General features: G+C 58.6%; 19 protein-coding genes. 5 read left to right on the plus strand and 14 right to left on the minus strand.

Annotated features, from left to right (window positions below):
* Window positions 1–9: 9 nt before the first annotated feature.
* From dnaT to OXR04_RS18775, 3 genes are all read left to right on the plus strand, one after another.
* On the plus strand, window positions 10–546 hold the full coding sequence (dnaT, locus tag OXR04_RS18765) for a primosomal protein DnaT (protein ID WP_009088241.1): 537 nt from the start codon (window positions 10–12) through the stop codon (window positions 544–546).
* Window positions 546–1,286 (plus strand): DNA replication protein DnaC, encoded by a 741-nt coding sequence (gene dnaC / locus OXR04_RS18770; protein WP_009088239.1) that lies wholly within the window; start codon window positions 546–548, stop codon window positions 1,284–1,286. The genes dnaT and dnaC overlap by 1 nt, the downstream gene beginning before the upstream one ends.
* Before the next feature lie 236 nt (window positions 1,287–1,522).
* Entirely contained in the window at window positions 1,523–2,653 is a 1,131-nt protein-coding gene (locus OXR04_RS18775) for an ROK family transcriptional regulator (protein WP_267372552.1), read from the plus strand.
* 18 nt (window positions 2,654–2,671) lie between these two features.
* Here OXR04_RS18775 and xylR read toward each other — a convergent pair whose 3' ends face one another.
* From xylR to xylF, 4 genes are all read right to left on the minus strand, one after another.
* Complete coding sequence (gene xylR / locus OXR04_RS18780; RefSeq protein ID WP_058957189.1) at window positions 2,672–3,850, minus strand: D-xylose utilization transcriptional activator XylR; 1,179 nt, start codon at window positions 3,848–3,850, stop codon at window positions 2,672–2,674.
* 93 nt (window positions 3,851–3,943) lie between these two features.
* Window positions 3,944–5,128, minus strand: a complete 1,185-nt coding sequence (gene xylH, locus OXR04_RS18785; RefSeq protein WP_009088234.1) for a xylose ABC transporter permease XylH — start codon at window positions 5,126–5,128, stop codon at window positions 3,944–3,946.
* On the minus strand, window positions 5,121–6,641 hold the full coding sequence (locus tag OXR04_RS18790; protein ID WP_267372551.1) for a xylose ABC transporter ATP-binding protein: 1,521 nt from the start codon (window positions 6,639–6,641) through the stop codon (window positions 5,121–5,123). The genes xylH and OXR04_RS18790 overlap by 8 nt, the downstream gene beginning before the upstream one ends.
* 28 nt (window positions 6,642–6,669) lie before the next feature.
* On the minus strand, window positions 6,670–7,662 hold the full coding sequence (gene xylF, locus OXR04_RS18795) for a D-xylose ABC transporter substrate-binding protein (protein WP_009088231.1): 993 nt from the start codon (window positions 7,660–7,662) through the stop codon (window positions 6,670–6,672).
* A gap of 344 nt (window positions 7,663–8,006) precedes the next feature.
* On the opposite strand from xylF, the gene xylA reads away from it, so the two are divergent.
* Together xylA and xylB are read left to right on the plus strand one after the other, a co-directional pair.
* Window positions 8,007–9,329: a xylose isomerase gene (gene xylA, locus OXR04_RS18800; RefSeq protein WP_009088230.1), complete on the plus strand. Its 1,323-nt coding sequence runs from the start codon at window positions 8,007–8,009 to the stop codon at window positions 9,327–9,329.
* 17 nt (window positions 9,330–9,346) lie between these two features.
* Window positions 9,347–10,789: a xylulokinase gene (gene xylB, locus OXR04_RS18805; protein ID WP_140029598.1), complete on the plus strand. Its 1,443-nt coding sequence runs from the start codon at window positions 9,347–9,349 to the stop codon at window positions 10,787–10,789.
* Between the two features lie 77 nt (window positions 10,790–10,866).
* Here the strand turns inward: xylB and OXR04_RS18810 are convergent, their stop codons facing one another.
* The 10 genes from OXR04_RS18810 to atpD form a co-directional block, all read right to left on the minus strand.
* Entirely contained in the window at window positions 10,867–12,105 is a 1,239-nt protein-coding gene (locus tag OXR04_RS18810; RefSeq protein ID WP_140029597.1) for an MFS transporter, read from the minus strand.
* A 106-nt stretch (window positions 12,106–12,211) separates the two neighbouring features.
* On the minus strand, window positions 12,212–12,946 hold the full coding sequence (gene phoU, locus OXR04_RS18815) for a phosphate signaling complex protein PhoU (RefSeq protein ID WP_009088225.1): 735 nt from the start codon (window positions 12,944–12,946) through the stop codon (window positions 12,212–12,214).
* Window positions 12,947–12,963: 17 nt separating this feature from the next.
* Window positions 12,964–13,737 (minus strand): phosphate ABC transporter ATP-binding protein PstB, encoded by a 774-nt coding sequence (gene pstB / locus OXR04_RS18820; RefSeq protein WP_009088223.1) that lies wholly within the window; start codon window positions 13,735–13,737, stop codon window positions 12,964–12,966.
* Between the two features lie 44 nt (window positions 13,738–13,781).
* Window positions 13,782–14,672 carry a phosphate ABC transporter permease PstA gene (gene pstA, locus OXR04_RS18825; protein ID WP_009088221.1) on the minus strand — a complete coding sequence of 297 codons (891 nt, stop codon included), beginning with the start codon at window positions 14,670–14,672 and terminating at the stop codon, window positions 13,782–13,784.
* Window positions 14,669–15,631, minus strand: a complete 963-nt coding sequence (gene pstC, locus OXR04_RS18830; protein WP_009088219.1) for a phosphate ABC transporter permease PstC — start codon at window positions 15,629–15,631, stop codon at window positions 14,669–14,671. The genes pstA and pstC overlap by 4 nt, the downstream gene beginning before the upstream one ends.
* Before the next feature lie 87 nt (window positions 15,632–15,718).
* Complete coding sequence (pstS, locus tag OXR04_RS18835) at window positions 15,719–16,762, minus strand: phosphate ABC transporter substrate-binding protein PstS (protein ID WP_009088217.1); 1,044 nt, start codon at window positions 16,760–16,762, stop codon at window positions 15,719–15,721.
* Window positions 16,763–16,927: 165 nt separating this feature from the next.
* Window positions 16,928–18,757: a glutamine--fructose-6-phosphate transaminase (isomerizing) gene (gene glmS, locus OXR04_RS18840; protein WP_009088215.1), complete on the minus strand. Its 1,830-nt coding sequence runs from the start codon at window positions 18,755–18,757 to the stop codon at window positions 16,928–16,930.
* Window positions 18,758–18,910: 153 nt separating this feature from the next.
* A complete protein-coding gene (glmU, locus tag OXR04_RS18845) occupies window positions 18,911–20,281 on the minus strand; it encodes a bifunctional UDP-N-acetylglucosamine diphosphorylase/glucosamine-1-phosphate N-acetyltransferase GlmU (protein WP_267372550.1) in 1,371 nt (456 codons plus the stop codon).
* 160 nt (window positions 20,282–20,441) lie between these two features.
* A complete protein-coding gene (locus OXR04_RS18850; protein ID WP_008926374.1) occupies window positions 20,442–20,861 on the minus strand; it encodes a F0F1 ATP synthase subunit epsilon in 420 nt (139 codons plus the stop codon).
* Between the two features lie 24 nt (window positions 20,862–20,885).
* Complete coding sequence (atpD, locus tag OXR04_RS18855; RefSeq protein WP_267372549.1) at window positions 20,886–22,283, minus strand: F0F1 ATP synthase subunit beta; 1,398 nt, start codon at window positions 22,281–22,283, stop codon at window positions 20,886–20,888.
* Between the last annotated feature and the right edge of the window lie 28 nt (window positions 22,284–22,311).

A 22,311-nucleotide genomic window follows, 5' to 3' on the forward strand; every position in this document is an offset into this window, starting at 1 on the left:
GGTCTTTTCATGTCAGCTAAAATCTTAACTTCAACGCTCATTGGCCTGGATGCCTTCCGACAGGATCCGCTGACTGCCCTGCAGCAGGCGGAAAAGGGCACGCTGGCGGTGTTAGATAACTATGCGCCGGTGATGTATGCCATCACCCCGGCGCGTCTGGCCGAGTTGCTGGCGCTGGAAGCTGCCGCCCGGCAACCGAATGATGTGGCGCTGGATGACAGCCTGTATGACGATGCGCCCGCTGCGATCCACACACCGGCCGGGAAGTTCGCCATGTATCCGGGCTGGCAGCCGGATGCCGACTTTACGCGCCAGGCCGCGATCTGGGGCGTGGCGCTGGCTGAAGCCGTCACGCCGGGCGAGCTGGCGGCCTTTGTCGCCTACTGGCAGGCGGAAGGCCGGATGTTCCATCATGTCCAGTGGCAGCAGAAACTGGCGCGCAGCATCCAGATGAACCGCGCCGCAAATGGCGGGCAGCCGAAGCGTGATATCACCCAGTTGCCCGATCCTGACCGTACCATTCCCGATGGTTTCCGAGGTGAATGATGAAAACGCCAAACGATCTCTTTAGCCGTCTGAAAAAAATGATGCCTGAAGGCACCCGCCCCAAATTTGCCAATGGCCAGGAGCTGCTGGCGTGGAATCAGGAGCAGGGTCGCCTGCGCTCAGAGGCGATAGTACGCGAGAACCGCGCCATGAAAATGCAGCGCGTGATGGGCCGTTCCGGCATTCGCGAACTGCATATCAACTGCTCGTTTGATAATTACCGGGTTGAGAATGAGGGCCAGCGTAAGGCGCTGGAGCTGGCACGGCAGTATGCCGCAGAATTTGACGGCAGCATCGCCAGCTTTGTCTTTTCAGGACGTCCCGGCACCGGTAAGAACCATCTGGCCGCGGCGATCGGCAATGACCTGATCCTGCGCGGCAAAAGCGTGCTGATCGTGACGGTCGCCGACCTGATGTCGAGCATGAAGGGCACCTTCAGCGGCAGCAGCGGCATTACCGAAGAGCGGCTGATTCAGGATCTGAGCAGTGTTGACCTGCTGGTGATTGATGAGATCGGTATGCAGAGCGAATCGCGCTATGAAAAAGTGATCATCAACCAGATCGTCGATCGCCGCTCCTCCTCCAAACGCCCGACCGGCATGTTATCGAACCTCGACCATGCCGGTATGAATGCCCTGCTGGGCGAGCGCGTGATGGATCGTATGCGGCTTGGCAACAGCCTGTGGGTACGGTTTGACTGGGAAAGTTACCGCAGCCGGGTGCGCGGCGACGAATATTAATTCCTTCGCGCGCTGGCGCCTCTCTCCGCTGGTGCGGCTCTCCCCATGGCCGCACCGCTGTCCTCTCATTCCCTCCCTCTTATCCGAAACGCGCACCGTTTCGCTTACCCGCCCGCCTGCTGCCGAGGGCTATCCCTGATAGCGAGGTTGTGTGAAACAGCACACAAAAGTGTCAGATCAACGTTTCTCACGGGCTGATACACTGAAATCTGTCTCCTCTGTTGGGTGGATCCGTGATGAAAACAAACGGCAAAGGCCCTGCACTCCTGCGACTGAACAATCAGAAACGGGTAATGGCCCGGTTACGTAAACTGCGCGTCACGTCGCGTCAGGATCTGGCGGAGGCACTGGAACTCAGTAAGAACACCGTCTCGCTCATCATCGATGACCTGCTGGATCAGGGGCTGATTGAGGAGCTGGGACCGGTCAGCGTGGCGGCCGCCGGACGGCCTAAAATCGGCATCGCCCTGCGGCCGGAAAAGCTCAAGAGCGCGGGCATTATGGTGGAACGCAACGTCATCCACTGGCGGGTCTGCGACTACTTTTCGCAGGTGCTGGCGGAACAGACGCTGCGCACCGATACCAGTAACCCGACCCGCCTGCTGGCGGAGCTGGCGATGCTCTGCCGGGAACTGACAGAGCGCTATCCCGATCTGCTTGGCTTCGGCCTTGGCTTTCCCGGCATCGTCGATCCCCGCCGGGGCTGGATGCATCTCTCCCTGCCGCTTGAATGGCAGGATGTTGACCTGCTGAGCACGCTGCGCAGACACGTTCGCCTGCCCATCCGCATCATGAACAATGTCAAAGCGGCAGCGCTGCTGGCCGTCGAGCAGCACGGACTCTCCGTGGAGAGCGGGCATTTTTATCTGCGGATTGCCGAGGGCATCGGCGGCGCACTGATCCAGCATGGCGACGTCTTTACCGGGCACAGCTGGACGGCGGGTGAGGCGGGACATCTGATCGTTCAGCCCGGCGGGCCACGCTGCAGCTGTGGCCGGCGCGGCTGTCTGGAGGCGCTGGTCAGCAAACCTGCCGTGAATCAGCTGCTGGCGCAGCATCAGCCTGGCCTGAGCTGGCAGAACCGCGAAAGCGCGCCACGCGTGGTGGATACGGTGATGACCCAGGCGGGTGGCTATCTCGGTGCGGCGCTGAGTCAGATCATGCTGCTGCTGAACCCCGCCACCATCATCATTGATTGCCCGTGGAGCGCCAGCGAGATTTTCTGCAAAGCGGTGCGCGACACAGCGCATGGCAACGCCTTCGCCTTTACCGCCACGCACACCCAGCTGCACTTCCCCGCGACCCGGATTGATCCGGCGAACGGGCTGGCGCTGGCGGTGCTGGAGCAGAGTGAGCAGCGGGTGTGAGGCCGCAGAGATTCTCCCCTACAACACATTCTCTCCGTGATGCTGCCGGTACTCTTTCGGGGTGGTGTCGTAGCTTTTGCGGAAGACCGAGTAGAAATACTGCAACGAGGGGTAGCCGCACATCTGTGAGATCTCATTGATGTTAAGTGAGGAAGACGCGAGCAGTTCGCGCGCTTTTTCCAGCTTTTCGCGGTGGATCATTGCATGAATGGTGTCGCCGGTTTCATCCCGGAAGCGTTTTTCCAGATTGGAACGCGACAGCCCGACTGCATCCAGCACCTGCTCCACCTTGATCCCCTTGCAGGCATTAAAGCGGATGTAGTGCATCGCCTGAATCACCGCCGGGTCACGCAGCGAGCGGAAGTCGGTCGAGCGGCGGGCGATCACTTTTACCGGCGGCACCAGAATACGCTGAAGCGGCAGAGGCTGCTTATCCAGCAGCCGGTGCAGCAGCTTGGCCGCCTGATAGCCCATCTGCCGCGAGCCCTGCGCCACGGAAGAGAGCGCCACGCGCGACAGATAGCGGGTCAGCTCCTCATTATCAATCCCGATCACCGTAAGCTTCTCCGGCACCGGAATTTTCAGGTGTTCGCACGCCTGCAGCAGGTGCCGCGCCCGTGAGTCGGTGACGGCGATAATCCCGGTTTGCGGCGGCAGCGTCTGCAGCCAGTCGGCGAGCCGGTTCTGGGCGTGCTGCCAGTTGGCAGGCGCGGTTTCCATCCCCTGATAGACCACGCCCTGATAGCGTTCGCGCCCCACCAGCTGGCGAAACGCCTGTTCCCGCTCCTGCGCCCAGCGCTTGCCGCTGGAGGCCGGTAATCCATAAAAGGCAAAGCGATTGATCCCCTTCTCTTTCAGGTGCAGAAAGGCTTTCTCTACCAGCGCGGCGTTGTCAGTGGCGATGTAGTGCACCGGCGGATAATCTTCCGGCCGGTGGTAGGAGCCTCCGACGCCCACTATCGGCACGGAGACATTCGACAGCAGGGTTTCGATGGAGCGATCGTCGTAATCGGCGATCACCCCATCTCCCAGCCATTCGCGGATGTTGTCGATGCGGCAGCGGAAATCTTCTTCGATGAAGATATCCCAGTCAGTCTGCGATGCCTGCAGATACTCCCCGACCCCCTCCACAACCTGGCGGTCATACACTTTGTTGGCGTTAAACAGCAGGGTAATGCGATAGCGTTTATCATGCATGGTGGCGCGTTCCCTTAAATGCTCAGCGCATTGCATAGCACGGCTGACAGGGGCAAAAAAATTGTTTGCGCCACAATGTGATCGCCCGCGCGATTACACCCGACGCCGCGTGGCCGTATCCATCCACACCGCCAGCAGCAGAATCGCCCCTTTGACGATGTACTGCCAGAAGGTCGGCACATCCATCATGCTCATGCCGTTATCCAGCGATGCCATGATAAAGGCGCCCATCACCGCCCCGGCCACGGAACCGACGCCCCCGGCCAGACTGGTGCCGCCGATGACACAGGCGGCGATCGCGTCGAGCTCCGCGATGTTACCCGCCGACGGCGAGCCTGCGCCCAGCCGCGAACTGAGGATCAGCCCGGCGATCGCCACCATCACGCCGTTGATGGCAAACACCGCCAGCTTGGTGCGCGCCACGTTAATGCCCGAGAGGCGCGCAGCATCGATATTGCCGCCGATGGCGTAGATACGACGGCCAAAGGCGGTGCGGGTAGCCATAAACATGCCCGCCAGCAACAGCATGACCAGCAGCAATACCGGCGTCGGCACGCCGCGATAGTCATTGAGTAACCAGATGGCCCCCAGCACCAGAATCGCGGTGATCGCCTGACGGCCCACCGTGCCGCTGGCCGCGCCCTGCGGCAGCCCGAGCTGCTGACGGCGCAGCCGCAGACGCCACTGCCACAGCATAAACAGCGCCAGACCGACAAAACCAAAGCCGAAACCGACGCCGTCCGGCAGATAGCTCTGACCAATCTGCGACATCCCCGGCGTAATCGGCGCCACCGTGGTGCCGTCGGTAATCCCGACCAGGATGCCGCGGAACGCCAGCATCCCCGCCAGTGTGACGATAAACGACGGCACTTTGCGGTAAGCCACCCACCAGCCATTCCAGGTGCCGAGCAGCAGCCCCATCACCAGCGTCACCACAATCGTCAGCGGCAGCGGCCAGCCAAGCCAGACGTCGAATATTGCCGCGGCCCCGCCGAGCAGGCCCATCATCGACCCCACCGACAGGTCGATCTCCGCCGAGATAATCACGAACACCATGCCGACGGCCAGGATGCCGGTGATGGCGGTCTGACGCAGCAGGTTAGAGACGTTACGCGCACTGAGCCATGCGCCATCGGTGGTCCAGGTAAAGAACAGCGCAATCACGACAATCGCGCCCAGCATTACCAGCACCTGCAGGTCAGGCAATGTGAACCTGCCCGGTGACGGTTTGCCCGGCGTGCCGGAGAGGCGGCTTTGGGTACTTTCACTTTTAAGCATAATGTTCACTCCGCAGGGCAGCTTCCATCACCTGCTCCTGAGTCAGGTTATCGTTAACTAAATCGGCTTTGATCTGCCCTTCATGCATCACCAGCACCCGATCGCTCAGGCCCAGCACTTCCGGCAGCTCAGACGAAATCACAATGACGGCGATCCCCTGCTGAACCAGCGCATTGATCAGCAGATAGATCTCCTGACGCGCGCCCACATCGATGCCGCGCGTCGGCTCATCCAGAATCAGGATTTTCGGGTTCAGCAGCAGGCATTTCGCCAGAATGGCTTTCTGCTGATTGCCGCCGCTTAACCGGCCAATCGGCAGTTCTGACGAGGAGGTTTTGACCCGCAGCCGGCCGATCGCGTCGTTGATGGCCTGCTGCTCCTGCGCTTCATCCAGGGTCGAGAGCCGGTGACTGAACTGATCCAGCGCCGCCAGGGTAATATTTTTGCCCACCGCCATCAGCGGCACGATGCCATCCTTTTTGCGATCTTCCGGCACCATCGCGATGCCGTGCGCAATCGCGGCGCGGCAGTCGGTGATGCTGACCTGCTGACCATTGATCCAGATATCGCCCTGCCAGCGGCCCGGCCAGACACCAAACAGACACTGCACCGTTTCGGTTCGGCCCGCGCCCACCAGCCCGGCGATGCCGAGGATTTCACCGCGTCGCAGCGTAAAAGAGACGTTGTTGACGCGGCGGATATGGCGGTTGACGGGATGCCAGGCGGTGAGGTTTTCCACCTTCAGCACCGGGTCGCCGATCTCATGCGGTGCATGCGGATAGAGCGCGGTCAGCTCGCGGCCGACCATCATGGTGATGATGTCATCTTCGCTCATGCCCGCCGCCGGACGGGTGGCAATGTGCTGACCGTCGCGGATAACGCAGATGGTGTCGGAGATTGCCTTCACCTCATTCAGCTTGTGCGAAATGTAGATGCAGGCGATGCCGTGTTCACGCAGATTGCGGATGATACCGAGCAGCACCTCCGTCTCCTGCTCGGTCAGGGAGGAGGTCGGCTCATCCAGAATCAGCAGCCGGACCTGTTTGTTAAGGGCGCGGGCAATCTCCACCAGCTGCTGCTGGCCCAGACCTAACTCCCCCACGCGGGTGGCAGGAGAGACGTTAAGCCCGACCCGTGCCAGCAGCTGCTGGCAGCGCAGGGTCATGGTTTCATCATCCACCATGCCGAACCGGCTCAGTTCGGCACCGAGGAAGATGTTCTCCATCACCGTCAGTTGCCGCACCAGCGCCAGCTCCTGATGAATGATCACGATGCCTTTACGCTCGGTATCGCGAATCGTCTGTGCCTGAATTTCGTCGCCAGAGAAGTGGATCTGCCCCTCGAAATCGCCGTGCGGATAGAGTCCGCACAGGATTTTCATCAGGGTCGATTTGCCTGAACCATTCTCACCGCACAGCGACATCACTTCGCCCGCCTCCAGGTGCAGGCTGACATCATTCAGCGCTTTCACGGCACCGAAACGCTTGGTGATTTTTTTCATTTCCAGCAGCATCGACTGTTCTCCCTCACGCTTTGCGCGGTCAGAGTTCGCTCTGTTTGTGGAAACCGTCTTTCACCACGGTGCTTTCGATATTGTCTTTGTTAACCGGAATCGGCTTCAGCAGCCGCGACGGCACATCTTTCAGGCCGTTGTTCAGCGTGCTGTTGCTGGCGGGTGTTTTGCCATCGCCCAGCTCGACCGCGATTTTCGCCGCTTCGGTCGCCAGCTCGGTGATCGGCTTGTAAACGGTCATGGTCTGAGTGCCCGCTTTAATGCGCTTAATCGCCGCCAGATCGGCATCCTGGCCGGAGATGGCCACTTTCCCTGCCAGTCCCTGCGCGCTCAGCGCCTGAATCGCTCCCCCGGCGGTAGCATCGTTAGAGGCGACCACCGCATCGATATGGTTACCATTGGCGGTCAGGGCATTTTCCATAATCTTCAGCGCATTTTCCGGCAGCCAGGCATCGACCCACTGATCGCCAACAATTTTGATGCTGCCGTTATCGATATAGGGTTTTAACACTTTCATCTGTCCGGCGCGGAACAGGCGGGCGTTATTATCCACCGGCGATCCGCCCATTAAAAAATAGTTGCCCTTAGGCACCTGTTTCACAATGCTTTCGGCCTGCAGTTCACCCACTTTTTCATTATCGAAAGAGATATAAAAATCGATATCGGCATTATTTATCATGCGATCATAGGCCAGCACTTTAATGCCTTCCCGCTTCGCTTCTGCGACGACGTTACTCAGCACCTGACCGTTGTAAGGAATAATGACCAGCACATCGACACCGCGGTTGATCATATTTTCAATCTGCGACATCTGGGTTTCTTCATTGCCGTTCGCAGACTGAACAAACACCTGAGCGCCCTGCGACTCGGCCTGTTTTACAAAGATATCGCGATCTTTCTGCCAGCGCTCCAGGCGCAAATCATCAATTGCCATGCCGATCTTCACTTCTTTCGCCAGGCTGGTCTGGCTGAACAGCGCCAGCGCCGCACAGGCAGCAAACAGTGCATGTTTCATCTTCATTGTGATCATCCTGTAGGTTGAGGCTATTTTCGTTTCAGGCCGATAAACCAGGCGGATGAATTGTTGCCCTTATTTCTGAACGACAGCAATTACTGATTTTTATCCGGCTATTACGTTTTTTGGTTTATTTGTTTTTTTATGAGCGCGATCGGATTTTCATCCTTTTCGGAGAAACCATGCCGCGCGCGATGCTCCGCGTGGAATAGCCTTATTTTGCGAGCCAGCGCACAAATAATAATTATCTGAAACCCGGAGTGAAATATCGTAATTGAGCTGAGGCAGTCACCCATATCAAATATGGCTTCAACGCAGACCATTCGGGTACTGATGCTAAGGAGCAAACCATGCACGCTTATTTCGATCAGATCGATCGGGTTCGTTATGAAGGTCCCCAGTCGACGCATCCTCTCGCTTTCCGCCACTACAATCCTGATGAGGTGATCCTCGGCAAGACGATGGCGGAACATCTGCGTTTTGCCGCCTGCTACTGGCACACCTTCTGCTGGAACGGCGCGGATATGTTTGGTGTCGGCGCCTTTGATCGTCCCTGGCAGAAAAGCGGCGATGCATTGCAGCTGGCAAAGCAGAAGGCGGATGTGGCCTTTGAGTTTTTCCACAAGCTGAATGTGCCCTGGTACTGCTTCCACGACGTGGACGTCTCACCGGAAGGGGATTCGCTGCAAAGCTACAAAGAAAACTTTGCCGCCATGACCGATAAGCTGCTGGAGAAACAGCAGGAGACCGGCGTGAAACTGTTGTGGGGCACCGCTAACTGCTTTACCCATCCGCGCTATGGCGCAGGCGCGGCGACCAACCCCGATCCGGCGGTCTTTGCCTGGGCAGCGACGCAGGTCTGCAGCGCCATGCAGGCGACGAAAACGCTGGGTGGCGAAAACTATGTGCTGTGGGGGGGACGTGAAGGGTATGAAACGCTGCTGAATACCGATCTGCGGCAGGAGCGCGAGCAGATTGGCCGCTTTATGCAGATGGTCGTCGAGCATAAACATAAAATCGGCTTCCAGGGCACGCTGCTGATCGAACCGAAACCGCAGGAGCCGACCAAACATCAGTATGACTACGATGTCGCCACGGTTTATGGCTTCCTGAAACAGTTCGGGCTGGAGAAAGAGATCAAGGTGAACGTGGAGGCGAACCACGCCACGCTGGCCGGTCACTCCTTCCATCACGAAATTGCCACCGCCATTGCGCTGGGCATTTTCGGTTCGGTGGATGCGAACCGTGGCGATCCGCAGTGTGGCTGGGACACCGATCAGTTCCCGGTCAGCGTGGAAGAGAACGCGCTGGTGATGTACGAAATCCTTAAAGCGGGCGGCTTTACCACCGGCGGTTTAAACTTTGATGCCAAAGTGCGTCGTCAGAGCACCGACAAATATGACCTTTTCTACGGTCATATCGGCGCAATGGATACGATGGCGCTGGCGCTGAAAGTGGCGGCGCGCATGATCAGCGACGGCGAGCTGGATAAGCGTGTGGCGCAGCGCTACAGCGGCTGGAATGGTGAGTTCGGCCAGCAAATTCTGAAAGGCGAGTTTTCCCTCGACGCGCTGGCGGCGCATGCTCAGCAGCAGCAGCTCAATCCGCAGCATCAGAGCGGGCGTCAGGAGCAGCTGGAAAATCTGGTGAATCACTATCTGTTTGATTTCTGAACCTTCAGGAGCGGAGCATGTATATCGGGATCGATTTAGGCACCTCTGGCGTCAAAGTGGTGCTGATGGATGCACAGGGCAACGTGGTGGTGACAGAAACCTCGCCGCTGCAGGTTTCGCGTCCACACCCCCTGTGGAGCGAGCAGGATCCCGAAAGCTGGTGGCAGGCGCTGGATCAGGCGATGCAGGCGCTGAGCGCACAGCAGGATCTGGATGCCGTGCAGGCCATCGGGCTGAGCGGACAGATGCATGGAGCGACGCTGCTCGACAGCGCAAACCAGGTCTTACGCCCGGCCATGCTCTGGAATGATGGACGCAGTGAGGCGCAGTGCCGTGAGCTGGAGCAGAAGGTGCCGGATTCGCGGGCGATCACCGGAAATCTGATGATGCCCGGCTTCACGGCCCCCAAACTGCTGTGGGTGCAGCAGCATGAACCGGCCATCTTCCGTCAGATCGCGCACGTGCTGCTGCCCAAGGATTACCTGCGCTGGCGGATGAGTGGCGACTTCGCCACGGATATGTCAGATGCCGCAGGCACGATGTGGCTGGATGTGGCGCAGCGTGACTGGAGCGATGTGATGCTGCACGCCTGCGATCTCAGTCGCGACCAGATGCCGCAACTCTATGAGGGCAATGCCCTGACCGGCACCTTACATGCTGACCTGGCGACACGCTGGAAGATGAACGCGGTGCCGCTGGCCGCAGGCGGGGGCGACAATGCCGCCGGTGCCGTGGGCGTCGGCATGACCGAACCCGGCCAGGGGATGCTGTCGCTGGGCACCTCCGGCGTCTATTTTGTGGTGAGCGATGGCTATCTCAGCAATCCGCAGCAGGCCGTTCACAGCTTCTGTCACGCGCTGCCGCAGCGCTGGCATCTGATGTCGGTGATGCTGAGTGCGGCCTCCTGTCTGGACTGGGCCGCGACGCTGACCGGCTGCCGGGATGTGCCTGAGCTGCTGGATGAAGCCGCGCGGGCGCGTGATGACGTGCCGCCACTCTGGTTTCTGCCCTATCTTTCCGGTGAACGCACGCCGCACAACAATCCCAACGCCCTCGGCGCCTTCTTTGGTTTTACCCACCAGCATGGTCGTCCCGAGCTGGCGCGCTCGGTGCTGGAGGGGGTCGGCTTTGCGCTGGCGCAGGGCATGGATGTGCTGCATGAGTGTGGCGTTCAGCCAGAGAGCATTATGCTGATCGGCGGCGGGGCGCGCAGTGCGCTGTGGCGTCAGATGCTGGCGGATATCAGCGGCCAGACGCTGGATTACTGTCATGGCGGCGAGGTTGGCCCGGCCCTGGGCGCGGCCAGGCTAGCCCAGCAGGCGCTGGATGCCAGCGTCACCGTCCCGACACCGGTGCGGGTGCAGCGGCATCAGCCGGATCCCGGCAGAATGGCGGAGTACCGCTCACGCCGGGAAACCTTTGCAACCCTCTATCGGCAGCTCCTGCCGCTGATGAACTGATCGTGCCAGCCCGGCGCACGCTGAGCAGCATCAGAAAGCCCTGATGGCCGGGAGAGCGATCCCCCGGCCACCGTCTGTCAGCCAATCGCGCCCAGCGTATCTTCCTGACCCTGCTTCTTCGGCAGCAGGAACAGCGTCGCCACAATATCCAGCAGATAAATCAGCGCCAGCAGGGTAATCGCCGCCGTGAACGAAAACTGACTGGCCAGCAGCCCTATCACCACCGGCCCAAAGCCGCCCACGCCACGGCCCAGGTTGAACAGGACATTCTGCGCGGTGGCCCGCACCTGCGGCGGGAAGGTATCGGAAATCAATGCACCGTAGCCGCCAATCATGCCGTTAACGAACATCCCCATGATCGCGCCGGTCACCAGCATAATGGTGGGATCGCGCAGCTGGGCGTAGACCACCACCATCACCACGGCACCAAACTGGTAGAGCAGGAAGATTTTCCAGCGCGCAAAGCGGTCGGCCAGCATGCCAAACAGCCAGATGCCAAAGGTCATCCCGACGACGGTGACCGCCGTCCAGAGGCCCGATTTGGTCAGGCTGAAGCCAAAGCTGGAGGAGAGATAGCTCGGCATCCAGATCATCAGCCCGTAGTAGCCAAAGTTCTGCACGGAACAGAGAATAAAAATGCCGAGGCTGGCTTTAGCGGTGGTGCGATCGCGCACCAGCAGCTTCAGGCGCGCCGGGAAAGAGAGCGACGGCACCTGCTTAACCTGACGCTGATATGCTTCCGGCTCGCCCATGCCGCGGCGGATAGCAAACGAGACCAGCGCCGGCAGCAGCCCGACCAGGAACATGCCGCGCCAGCCGATAAGCGTCAGCAGCGGCGGCGTGATGAAGGCCGCCATCAGCACGCCGAGCTGCCAGCCAATGCCGACCCACGCTGACGCGCGATTGCGCTTCTCCACCGGCCAGGCTTCGGCAATCAGCGCCATGCCGATACCAAACTCGCCGCCCAGTCCGACGCCCGCCAGCGTGCGCCAGGCGAGCAGATCCCAGTAGCCCTGCGCCACCGCGCACAGACCGGTGAAGACAGAAAAGACCAGAATCGTGACGGTGAGCATACGGATGCGGCCAAAACGGTCGCTGAGATGACCAAACACGATGCCACCGATTACCGCGCCAATCAGCGTCCAGGTCACCAGCGATCCCGCCTGTGAGGGGTTGAGCGCCAGCGAAACGGAGATAGCCGGCAGCATAAAGCCGAGTATCAGCAGGTCGAATCCATCCATGGCATAACCACTGACCGCAGCCAGCATCGCTTTGCCGGGCGTAACGCCTGGCTTAGATTGGGGAGAAGGGGACATCTTTGCGCACCTCAGAGAGAAAAGTGCCGCAATTATAAAGAGTGTTCAGGGTGTGACCAATTGAAAAGGCTTATCCCTGCGCCGGGCAGGCGCAGGGTAAGCGGGATCAGGAAGGGCGGTTGCTGCCGTCATCACCCGACAGCAGTTCGTCGAGACGGTCACCGCCAACGTGGCGGAAATCCTGACCTTTGACGAAATAGAAGATGATTTCGCAGATGTTCTGGCAGCGATCGCCGATGCGCTCAATCGCACGGGCGCAGAACAGCGCCGTCAGCACGCTGGGAATGGTGCGGGGATCTTCCATCATGTAGGTCATCAGCTGACGCACAATGCCCTCATACTCTTTATCCACCTTTTTATCTTCACGGTAGATAGTGATCGCCTCATTGAGATCCATGCGGGCAAAGGCGTCCAGCACATCATGCAGCATCTGTACGGTGTGGCGGCCCAGCGACTCCAGGCTGACCAGCAGCGGCAGATGCTGCTGACCAAACTTCTCCAGCGCCGTGCGGCTGATCTTCTCTGCCACGTCGCCAATGCGCTCCAGCTCAGAGATGGTTTTGATGATCGCCATCACCAGCCGCAGATCGATTGCGGTTGGCTGACGTTTGGCGATGATGCGCACGCAGGCTTCATCAATCTCCACCTCCATCATGTTGACCTTCTGGTCACCGTCGATCACCCGCTGCGCCAGCTCGCCGTCCAGGTTGTGCATCGCGGTAATCGCGTCGGTCAGCTGCTGCTCGACCATCCCGCCCATGATCATCACCTGAGTGCGGATATGCTCCAGCTCGGCATTGAACTGACCGGAGATGTGTTTGTTCAGATTCAGATTATCCATGTCGATCTCCTGTCAGATCAGCCGTAGCGGCCGGTAATGTAGTCTTCAGTCTGCTTCTGCGCCGGTTTGGTAAACAGCGTGTCGGTGTCGCTGAACTCAATCAGCTCACCCAGATACATAAAGGCCGTATGGTCAGAGCAACGCGCCGCCTGCTGCATGTTGTGCGTCACGATCACCACGGTGTAGTCCTGCTTCAGCTCGGTGATCAGCTCCTCGATACGCCCCGTCGAGATCGGGTCCAGCGCCGAGCAGGGCTCATCGAGCAGTAACACTTCCGGGCGAATCGCGATGCCGCGCGCAATGCAGAGACGCTGCTGCTGACCGCCGGAGAGACTGTAACCGCTCTGATGCAGCTTGTCTTTGGTTTCATTCCACAGTGCCGCTTTGGTCAGCGCCCACTGCACGCGCTCATCCATATCGGCACGTGACAGCTTTTCAAACAGGCGCACGCCAAAGGCGATGTTGTCATAGATCGACATCGGGAACGGGGTCGGCTTCTGAAAGACCATGCCGACGCGGGCGCGCAGCAGCGCAATATCCTGCTGGGCCGTCAGAATATTTTCGCCATCCAGCAGAATGTCCCCTTCGGCCCGCTGCTCAGGATAGAGGGAGTACATTTTGTTAAAGGTACGCAGCAGGGTCGATTTACCGCAGCCCGATGGCCCGATAAACGCCGTCACCTGATTCTTAGCGATATCCAGGTTGATGTTCTTCAGCGCATGAAACTTACCGTAATAGAAGTTCAGATTACGGACCTGAATTTTATCGGCTGATGCCGTCGCGATACTCATCATTCATCTCTCTTATACGGCGCCGCAGCGGGCCGCGCCGGAAGTTAACCGTGTTTGCCTTTGGCGAAAATCACCCGCGCGACGATGTTCAGCAGCAGCACGCACAGGGTAATAATCAGCACGCCCGCCCAGGCCAGGCTCTGCCATTCGGCGAACGGGCTCATGGCGAACTTAAAGATGGTGACCGGCAGGTTGGCCAGCGGCTGCATCATGTCGGTGCTCCAGAACTGATTCGAGAGCGCGGTAAACAGCAGCGGAGCCGTTTCCCCGGCGATGCGGGCGATGGCCAGCAGCACGCCGGTGATGATGCCGGAGACGGACGCCTTCAGGGTGATGGCCGAGATCATCTTCCACTTCGGCGTGCCCAGGGCGTAAGCCGCTTCACGCATGCTGTCTGGCACCAGACGCAGCATGTTTTCGGTGGTACGGATCACAATCGGCACCTGCAGCAGCGCCAGCGCTATCACCCCGGCCCAGCCGGAGAAGTGCTGCATCTGCGACACCACAAGGGTGTAGACGAACAGGCCGACCACAATCGACGGTGCCGACAGCAGAATGTCGTTAATGAAGCGGATCACCTCTGACAGGGCGGACTTGCGTCCATATTCCGCCAGATAGATACCGGCCAGAATGCCCAGCGGCGTGCCAAAGAAGGTTGACCAGAAAATCAGTAATCCACTCCCGGCCAGGGCATTCGCCAGCCCGCCGCCCGCGGTGTTCGGTGGCGGGGTCGATTCGGTAAACAGGGACCAGGAGAGGCCATCCACGCCACGGGAAACCGTGGTGAAGAGGATCCACACCAGCCAGAACAGGCCAAACGCCATGGTCAGCAGCGACAGCGTCAGCGCGATCTTATTTTTGGTGCTGCGCCAGGACTGCATTTTACGGCGTGAAGCGTCCAGTTCGGCACGCGCCTGAATTTCAATCGTGGTCATGAGCGCGCTCCTTCACTTTTCGCCAGGCGCATAATCATCAGCTTGGAAATCGCCAGAACGATAAAGGTAATCACAAACAGGATCAGCCCCAGCTCCATCAGCGCGGCAACATGCACGCCCGACTCCGCCTCCGCAAACTCGTTGGCCAGCGCCGAGGTAATGCTGTTACCCGGCATAAACAGCGACGGGCTGTCGAGCTGGTAGGTGTTGCCGATAATAAAGGTGACCGCCATGGTCTCACCCAGTGCACGCCCCAGTCCCAGCATGATGCCGCCAATCACGCCGTTTTTGGTAAACGGCAGGACGATGCGCCAGATCACTTCCCAGGTGGTGCAGCCGATGCCGTAGGCGGACTCTTTCATCATGACCGGTGTCTGCTCAAAGACGTCGCGCATCACGGAGGCGATATAAGGAATGATCATGATGGCCAGAATCACCCCCGCTGCGAGAATACCGATACCGAAAGCGGGGCCGGAGAAGAGCGCGCCGACAATCGGAATGCCTGACATAACGTCGTTGACCGGCGTCTGAAAATATTCGGCAAACAGCGGGGCGAAAACAAACAGGCCCCACATGCCATAAACGATGCTCGGAATCGCCGCCAGCAGCTCAATAGCGGTGCCCAGCGGACGACGCAGCCAGCCGGGTGCGAGTTCAGTCAGGAACAGCGCGATACCAAAACTGACCGGCACGGCGATAATCAGCGCGATAAGGGAGGTCACCAGCGTGCCGTAGATCGGCACCAGAGCACCAAATTCTTCATTGGGCGCATCCCAGGTTTTGGTCCACAAAAAGGCGAAACCAAACTTCTGGATGCTGGGCCACGAGGAGATGATCAGGGAGACGATAATGCCGCCCATCAGTAACAGGACAATCAGCGCAGCCAGCCGGACCAGTGCACCGAAAATTTTGTCACCCTGTTTGCCTGGGGCTTTGAAAGCCGGCTTCGTTGCAGCCATAGAAGTCTCAGTCTTCAGAGGTTATCGGGGCGGCATGACGCCGCCCGCTGGGTCTGACCGGACTACCGTCCGGTCAGGGTCGTTCAATTACTGATAAAGCGCTTTACCAGAACTGTCTTTGATGTTGGCTTTCCATGCGGCACGGATCTGTTCGGTTACGCTCGCAGGCAGCGCCGCATAATCCAGCGCGTTAGCCGTTTTGCCGCCGCTTTTGTAAGCCCAGTCGAAGAACTTCAGCACTTCAGCGCCCTTGGCCGCATTCGCCTGATCTTTGTAGATCAGAATGAAGGTGGTGGAGGAGATAGGCCAGGCATCTGCACCCTTCTGGAAGGTCAGATCCTGGGCAAACGATTTGCTCCAGTCAGCGCCTTTCGCAGCATTGCTGAAGCTGGTTTCGTCTGGCGCGACCGCCTTGCCATCGGCATCCATCAGTTTGGTGTAGGTCAGGTTATTCTGTTTGGCGTAGGCATATTCCACGTAGCCGATTGAACCCGGCAGACGCTGAACAAAGGCGGCGACACCGTCGTTGCCTTTCCCGCCCAGACCGACCGGCCAGTTAACGGTGTTCCCTTTACCGATTTTGCTGTTCCACTCCGGGTTCACCTTCGCCAGATAGCTGGTGAAGACGAACGAGGTGCCTGAACCATCAGCGCGGCGTACCACGTTGATGTTGGTCTCTGGCAGTTTTACGCCCGGGTTAAGTCTGGCAATCGCCGGGTCGTTCCACTTTTTGATGGTGCCGAGGTAGATATCACCGACGGTTTTGCCATCCAGCGTCAGCTGGCCTGACTTGATGCCTGGCAGGTTAACCGCCAGTACCACGCCACCGATGACGGTCGGGAACTGGAACAGGCCATTTTTCTGCAGATCTTCCTCTTTCATAGGCGCATCGGACGCACCGAAATCCACGGTTTTGGCGATGATCTGTTTGACACCACCGGATGAACCGATGCCCTGGTAGTTAATTTTGCTACCGGTGGCTTGCTGATATTCTGCTGCCCACTTGGCATAAACCGGTGCCGGGAATGTCCCGCCAGCGCCCGTGAGATCGGTGGCCGCAAAAGCAGATACCGCGCTGACGGCGAAGGTGGTGGCAAGAATTCGGGCTACGGTGCTACGCATCAGTGTCATGTTCCCTCCAGGGGAGAAAAGTCAGGCTCGGGGCCGTTTTAGTAAGAGTCAGTGATTGCTGCAGGAGGGAAAATAGGACAGTTTGATGACAGTGAAATGTACGAAATATGACAGTTATATGACAGTGCGCAAAAATGAAGTGGGCCCACTCTGGGGCCCACCTGATTATTCCACGGTAACCGATTTGGCCAGGTTACGGGGCTGGTCGACGTCGGTGCCTTTGATCAGGGCGACGTGATAGGAGAGTAACTGCAACGGCACGGTGTAGAAGATCGGCGCAATCACCTCTTCGACATGCGGCAGCGGGATAATCTTCATCCCGTCACTGTCGCTGAAGCCGGCATCCTGGTCGGCAAAGACATAGAGCAGGCCGCCACGGGCGCGCACCTCTTCGATGTTGGATTTGAGCTTCTCCAGCAGTTCGTTGTTGGGTGCCACCACGATGACCGGCATATCGGCATCAATCAGCGCCAGCGGGCCATGTTTCAGTTCGCCAGCGGCGTAAGCTTCCGCATGGATGTAGGAGATCTCTTTGAGCTTCAGCGCCCCTTCCATGGCGATCGGATACTGATCGCCACGTCCCAGGAACAGCGCGTGATGCTTGTCAGAGAAGCCTTCGGCCAGATTCTCAATCAGCTTATCCTGCGCCAGCATCTGCTCAATCCGGCTGGGCAGCGCCTGCAGCGCGTGCACGATCTCATGCTCGGTGTCGGCGGACATCCCTTTCAGACGGCCCAGTTTCGCTACCAGCATCAGCAGGACGGCGAGCTGCGTGGTGAACGCCTTGGTCGACGCAACGCCGATTTCCGTGCCCGCTTTGGTCATCAGCGCCAGGTCCGACTCGCGCACCAGCGACGAACCGGCCACGTTGCAGACCGCCAGCGATCCCAGGTAGCCCAGCTCTTTCGAGAGGCGCAGCGCCGCCAGGGTATCGGCGGTCTCGCCCGACTGCGACAGGGTGATCAGCAGGCTGTTTTTGCGCACCGCTGACTTGCGGTAGCGGAACTCCGAGGCGATCTCAACATCACAGGGGATGTTGGCCAGCGACTCAAACCAGTAGCGTGACACCATGCCAGAGTTATAGGAGGTGCCGCAGGCGATAATCTGGATATGCTCGACCTGGCTCAGCAGCGCCTCGGCACCCGCACCCAGCTCGCTGAGATCCACCTGCCCCTGGCTGAAGCGACCGCTCAGGGTACTTTTCAGCGCCATCGGCTGTTCATAGATCTCTTTCTGCATGTAGTGACGGTAAATGCCTTTGTCACCGGCATCATATTGCAGGTTCGACTCAATTTCGGCGCGCGTCACGCTGTTGCCTTCACGATCGATTACCGTCACGTCGCGGCGGCTGATCTCGGCAATATCGCCCTCTTCCAGATAGATGAAGCGACGGGTGACCGGCAGTAGCGCCAGCTGATCGGAGGCGATAAAGTTTTCACCCACGCCGCGACCGATGACCAGCGGGCTGCCGGAACGGGCCGCCACCAGCCGTGAAGGATCGCGGCTGTCCATGATGACCATGCCATAGGCACCGCGCAGCTGCGGGATCACGCGCAGCACCACGTCACGCAGCGATCCACCCTGCTTCTGCTCCCAGTGAACCAGATGCGCCACCACTTCCGTGTCGGTTTCAGAAACAAAAACGTAGCCGCGTTCGATCAGCTCCGCGCGCAGCGGCTCATGGTTTTCGATAATGCCGTTGTGCACGATGATGATATGTTCTGAGACGTGCGGATGCGCATTCGCTTCCGACGGCTCGCCATGGGTTGCCCAGCGCGTGTGCGCGATGCCGGTGCCCCCAATCAGCGGCTGCTGTTCAGCAGCTTCCGCCAGTTTCTGCACCTTCCCTAAACGCCGCAGGCGCGTAACGTGCCCCTGACGATCGACCACGGCCAGACCGGCCGAATCATATCCGCGATATTCAAGACGACGCAGACCTTCCAGCAGAATCTCTGCGATATCGCGCTGTGCTACTGCACCAACAATTCCACACATAATGATGTTTTCCTGACTACATGGCTTTTCGCCACTTTCGTTGTCATGCGACCTGATATCCGGCTTTGCCGGTTCCCCGAGCCTTGTAGAGAGTGGGGATTATAGTTTTGGCACTGCACTGTTCCGGCCCGCATAAAGCGGGCCGTTAAAAATTTATTTTTTCTTCACCGGACGCTGCCAGTCCGCTTTGTGATTCTGCTCTTTGCGGTTGTAGACCAGACCGGCTTCGGTCACATCCTTCATGATGGTGGTGCCTGCCGCAATGGTAGCGCCTGCCGCCACGCTGACCGGGGCCACCAGCTGGGTATCTGAGCCCACAAAGACGTCATCGCCAATCACGGTTTTGAATTTGTTCGCGCCGTCATAGTTACAGGTGATGGTGCCTGCACCGATATTTACGTTGTCGCCGATCTCCGCATCGCCGAGATAGGAGAGGTGACCCGCTTTCGATCCTCTGCCCAGACGCGCTTTTTTCATTTCGACGAAGTTACCCACGTGGGCGGCGTGCGCCAGATCGCTGCCGGGACGCAGACGGGCAAACGGTCCGACGGTGACGGCGGTCGCGAGGGTGGCATCCTCGATCACGCTATAGGGGCTGATTTCGCAATCGTCGCCGATTACGCTGTTTCTGATGATGCAGCCCGCACCGATTTTCACGCGTGCGCCCAGCGTCACCTGGCCTTCAATAATGACGTTGGTGTCGATCTCCACATCCCGCCCATGCGTCAGCGTTCCGCGCAGGTCAAAACGGGCCGGATCGCGCAGCATCACGCCCGCCAGCAGCAGTTTTTCCGCCTGTTCCGCCTGATAAGTGCGTTCTAAGGTCGCCAGCTGCAGCCGGTTGTTCACCCCGTCGGTTTCACTGATACGCGCCGGATGAACGGCATTGATCGTCCGCCCTTCCTGATGCGCCAGCGCAATAATGTCGGTGATGTAATATTCGCCCTGCGCATTATTGTTGGTGAGCTGCGCCAGCCAGCGTTTTAAATCGCCGCCGTTGGCGATAAGAATACCGGTGTTGATTTCGGTAATGGCAAGCTGTGCCGGGCTGGCATCTTTCTGTTCGATGATGCCGGTGATGGTGCCGTTCTCACGCACAATGCGCCCGTATCCGGTGGGGTCGTCCAGCACCACGGTGAGTAACCCGATACCGCCCTGCGGTCTGGCTTCGCGCAGCCGCTTCAGGGTCTCCTGGGAGATCAGCGGCACGTCACCATACAGCATCATGATCTCTTCATCATCGGCAAACGCAGGCGCAGCCTGCTGCATTGCGTGGCCGGTGCCAAGCTGTTCAGCCTGCAACACCCAGTTGAGTGCACTATCAGTGAGGGTTGCTTTCAGGCGGTCGCCGCCGTGACCATAAACCAGATGGATGTGCTGTGCGCCCAGCCCTTTGGCGGCGTCAATGACATGCTGAACCATCGGTTTGCCTGCCAGCGTATGCAGAACTTTCGGCAGATCGGAATACATACGGGTGCCCTTGCCAGCAGCAAGGATCACCACACTCATCGCACTGTTAGACATAACTATCCTGGGTGAATTTTTACGGGTGAAAGTAAAACGGTTTAGGGGGGAGATTACTACATTTTTCTCAGGCCGAAATTAGGCGAAGAGGCCGATTTGCTACAGCAGACAAAAAAAATGCCAGCCCGAGGGCTGGCATTTCGTGACGCATAAAGCTGGATTACATCGCTTTTTTGGTCAGTTCGATCACGCGCAGTTTAGCAATGGCTTTCGCCAGCTCGGCAGAGGCCTGAGCATAGTCCACGTCGCCGTGGCTGCTGTTCATGTGCTCTTCTGCTTTGCGTTTTGCTTCCAGAGCACGCGCTTCATCCAGATCGGTACCGCGAATCGCGGTATCGGCCAGAACGGTGCTGCTGCCCGGTTGCACTTCCAGCACGCCGCCAGAGAGGTAGATATACTCCTCTTCGCCGTGCTGTTTCACGATACGGATCATTCCAGGCTTAATGGCAGTCAGCAGCGGCGCATGGCCAGGGAAAATCCCCAGTTCACCTTCGCTACCTGACACCTGAATTTTCTGTACCAGACCAGAGAACAACTGCTCCTCTGCGCTGACCACATCCAGGTGATAAGTCATAGCCATAATCTTCCTCCCGGGAAACCGTTATTACAGTTTCTTCGCTTTTTCCACGGCTTCTTCGATGGCACCAACCATGTAGAAGGCCTGCTCTGGCAGGTGGTCAAACCCACCTTCCATGATGCCTTTAAAGCCACGGATAGTGTCTTTCAGGGAAACGTATTTACCCGGTGAACCGGTGAATACTTCCGCAACGAAGAACGGCTGAGACAGGAAGCGCTGAATCTTACGCGCACGTGCCACCAGCAGTTTGTCTTCTTCAGACAGCTCATCCATACCGAGGATGGCGATGATGTCTTTCAGCTCCTGATAACGCTGCAGCAGTGACTGAACGCCACGTGCAACATCATAGTGCTCCTGACCCACAACCAGCGGATCCAGCTGACGGCTGGTAGAATCCAGCGGGTCAACGGCCGGGTAGATACCCAGAGAGGCAATCTGACGGCTCAGCGTAACGGTTGAGTCCAGGTGCGCGAAGGTGGTCGCTGGTGACGGGTCAGTCAGGTCATCCGCAGGAACGTAAACGGCCTGTACGGAGGTGATTGAACCGGTCTTGGTGGAGGTAATACGCTCCTGCAACACACCCATCTCTTCTGCCAGCGTTGGCTGGTAACCTACCGCAGATGGCATACGACCCAGCAGTGCAGAAACTTCTGTACCGGCCAGGGTATAACGGTAGATGTTATCGATGAACAGCAGAACGTCGCGGCCTTCATCACGGAATTTTTCCGCCATGGTCAGACCGGTCAGTGCGACGCGCAGACGGTTACCCGGCGGCTCGTTCATCTGGCCATAGACCAGCGCAACTTTATCGATAACGTTAGAGTCGGTCATTTCGTGGTAGAAGTCGTTACCCTCACGAGTACGCTCACCCACACCGGCAAACACAGAGTAACCTGAGTGCTCAGCCGCGATGTTACGGATCAGTTCCATCATGTTGACGGTTTTACCCACACCCGCACCACCGAACAGACCGACTTTACCGCCTTTCGCAAACGGACACATCAGGTCGATAACCTTGATGCCGGTTTCCAGCAGTTCCTGCGAGTTAGACTGATCTTCATAAGAAGGTGCCGCGCGGTGAATAGAGGCGATCTCTACTGCGCTGCCATCTTCTTCTTTCAGCTCGCCTTTCATATCGATTGGCTCGCCGAGAACGTTCATGATACGGCCCAGGGTCGCTTTACCGACTGGAACCTGAATCGGTTTCTGCAGGTCGTTGACGTTCAGACCACGCTTCAGGCCGTCAGACGTACCCATTGCAATGGTACGCACAACGCCGCCGCCCAGCTGCTGCTGAACTTCCAGCACCAGACGTGCATCACCATTCATCACCTCGAGGGCGCTGTACACTTGCGGTACCGCGTCCTGAGGGAATTCGACGTCAACAACGGCGCCGATAATCTGGACAATCTTTCCAGTTGCCATCTTGAATCCTCTACCTAATTCCAAACCT

This window comes from Pantoea sp. GM_Pan_3, from assembly GCF_026541045.1.
In the GTDB taxonomy this organism is placed as follows: Bacteria; Pseudomonadota; Gammaproteobacteria; order Enterobacterales; family Enterobacteriaceae; genus Pantoea; species Pantoea anthophila.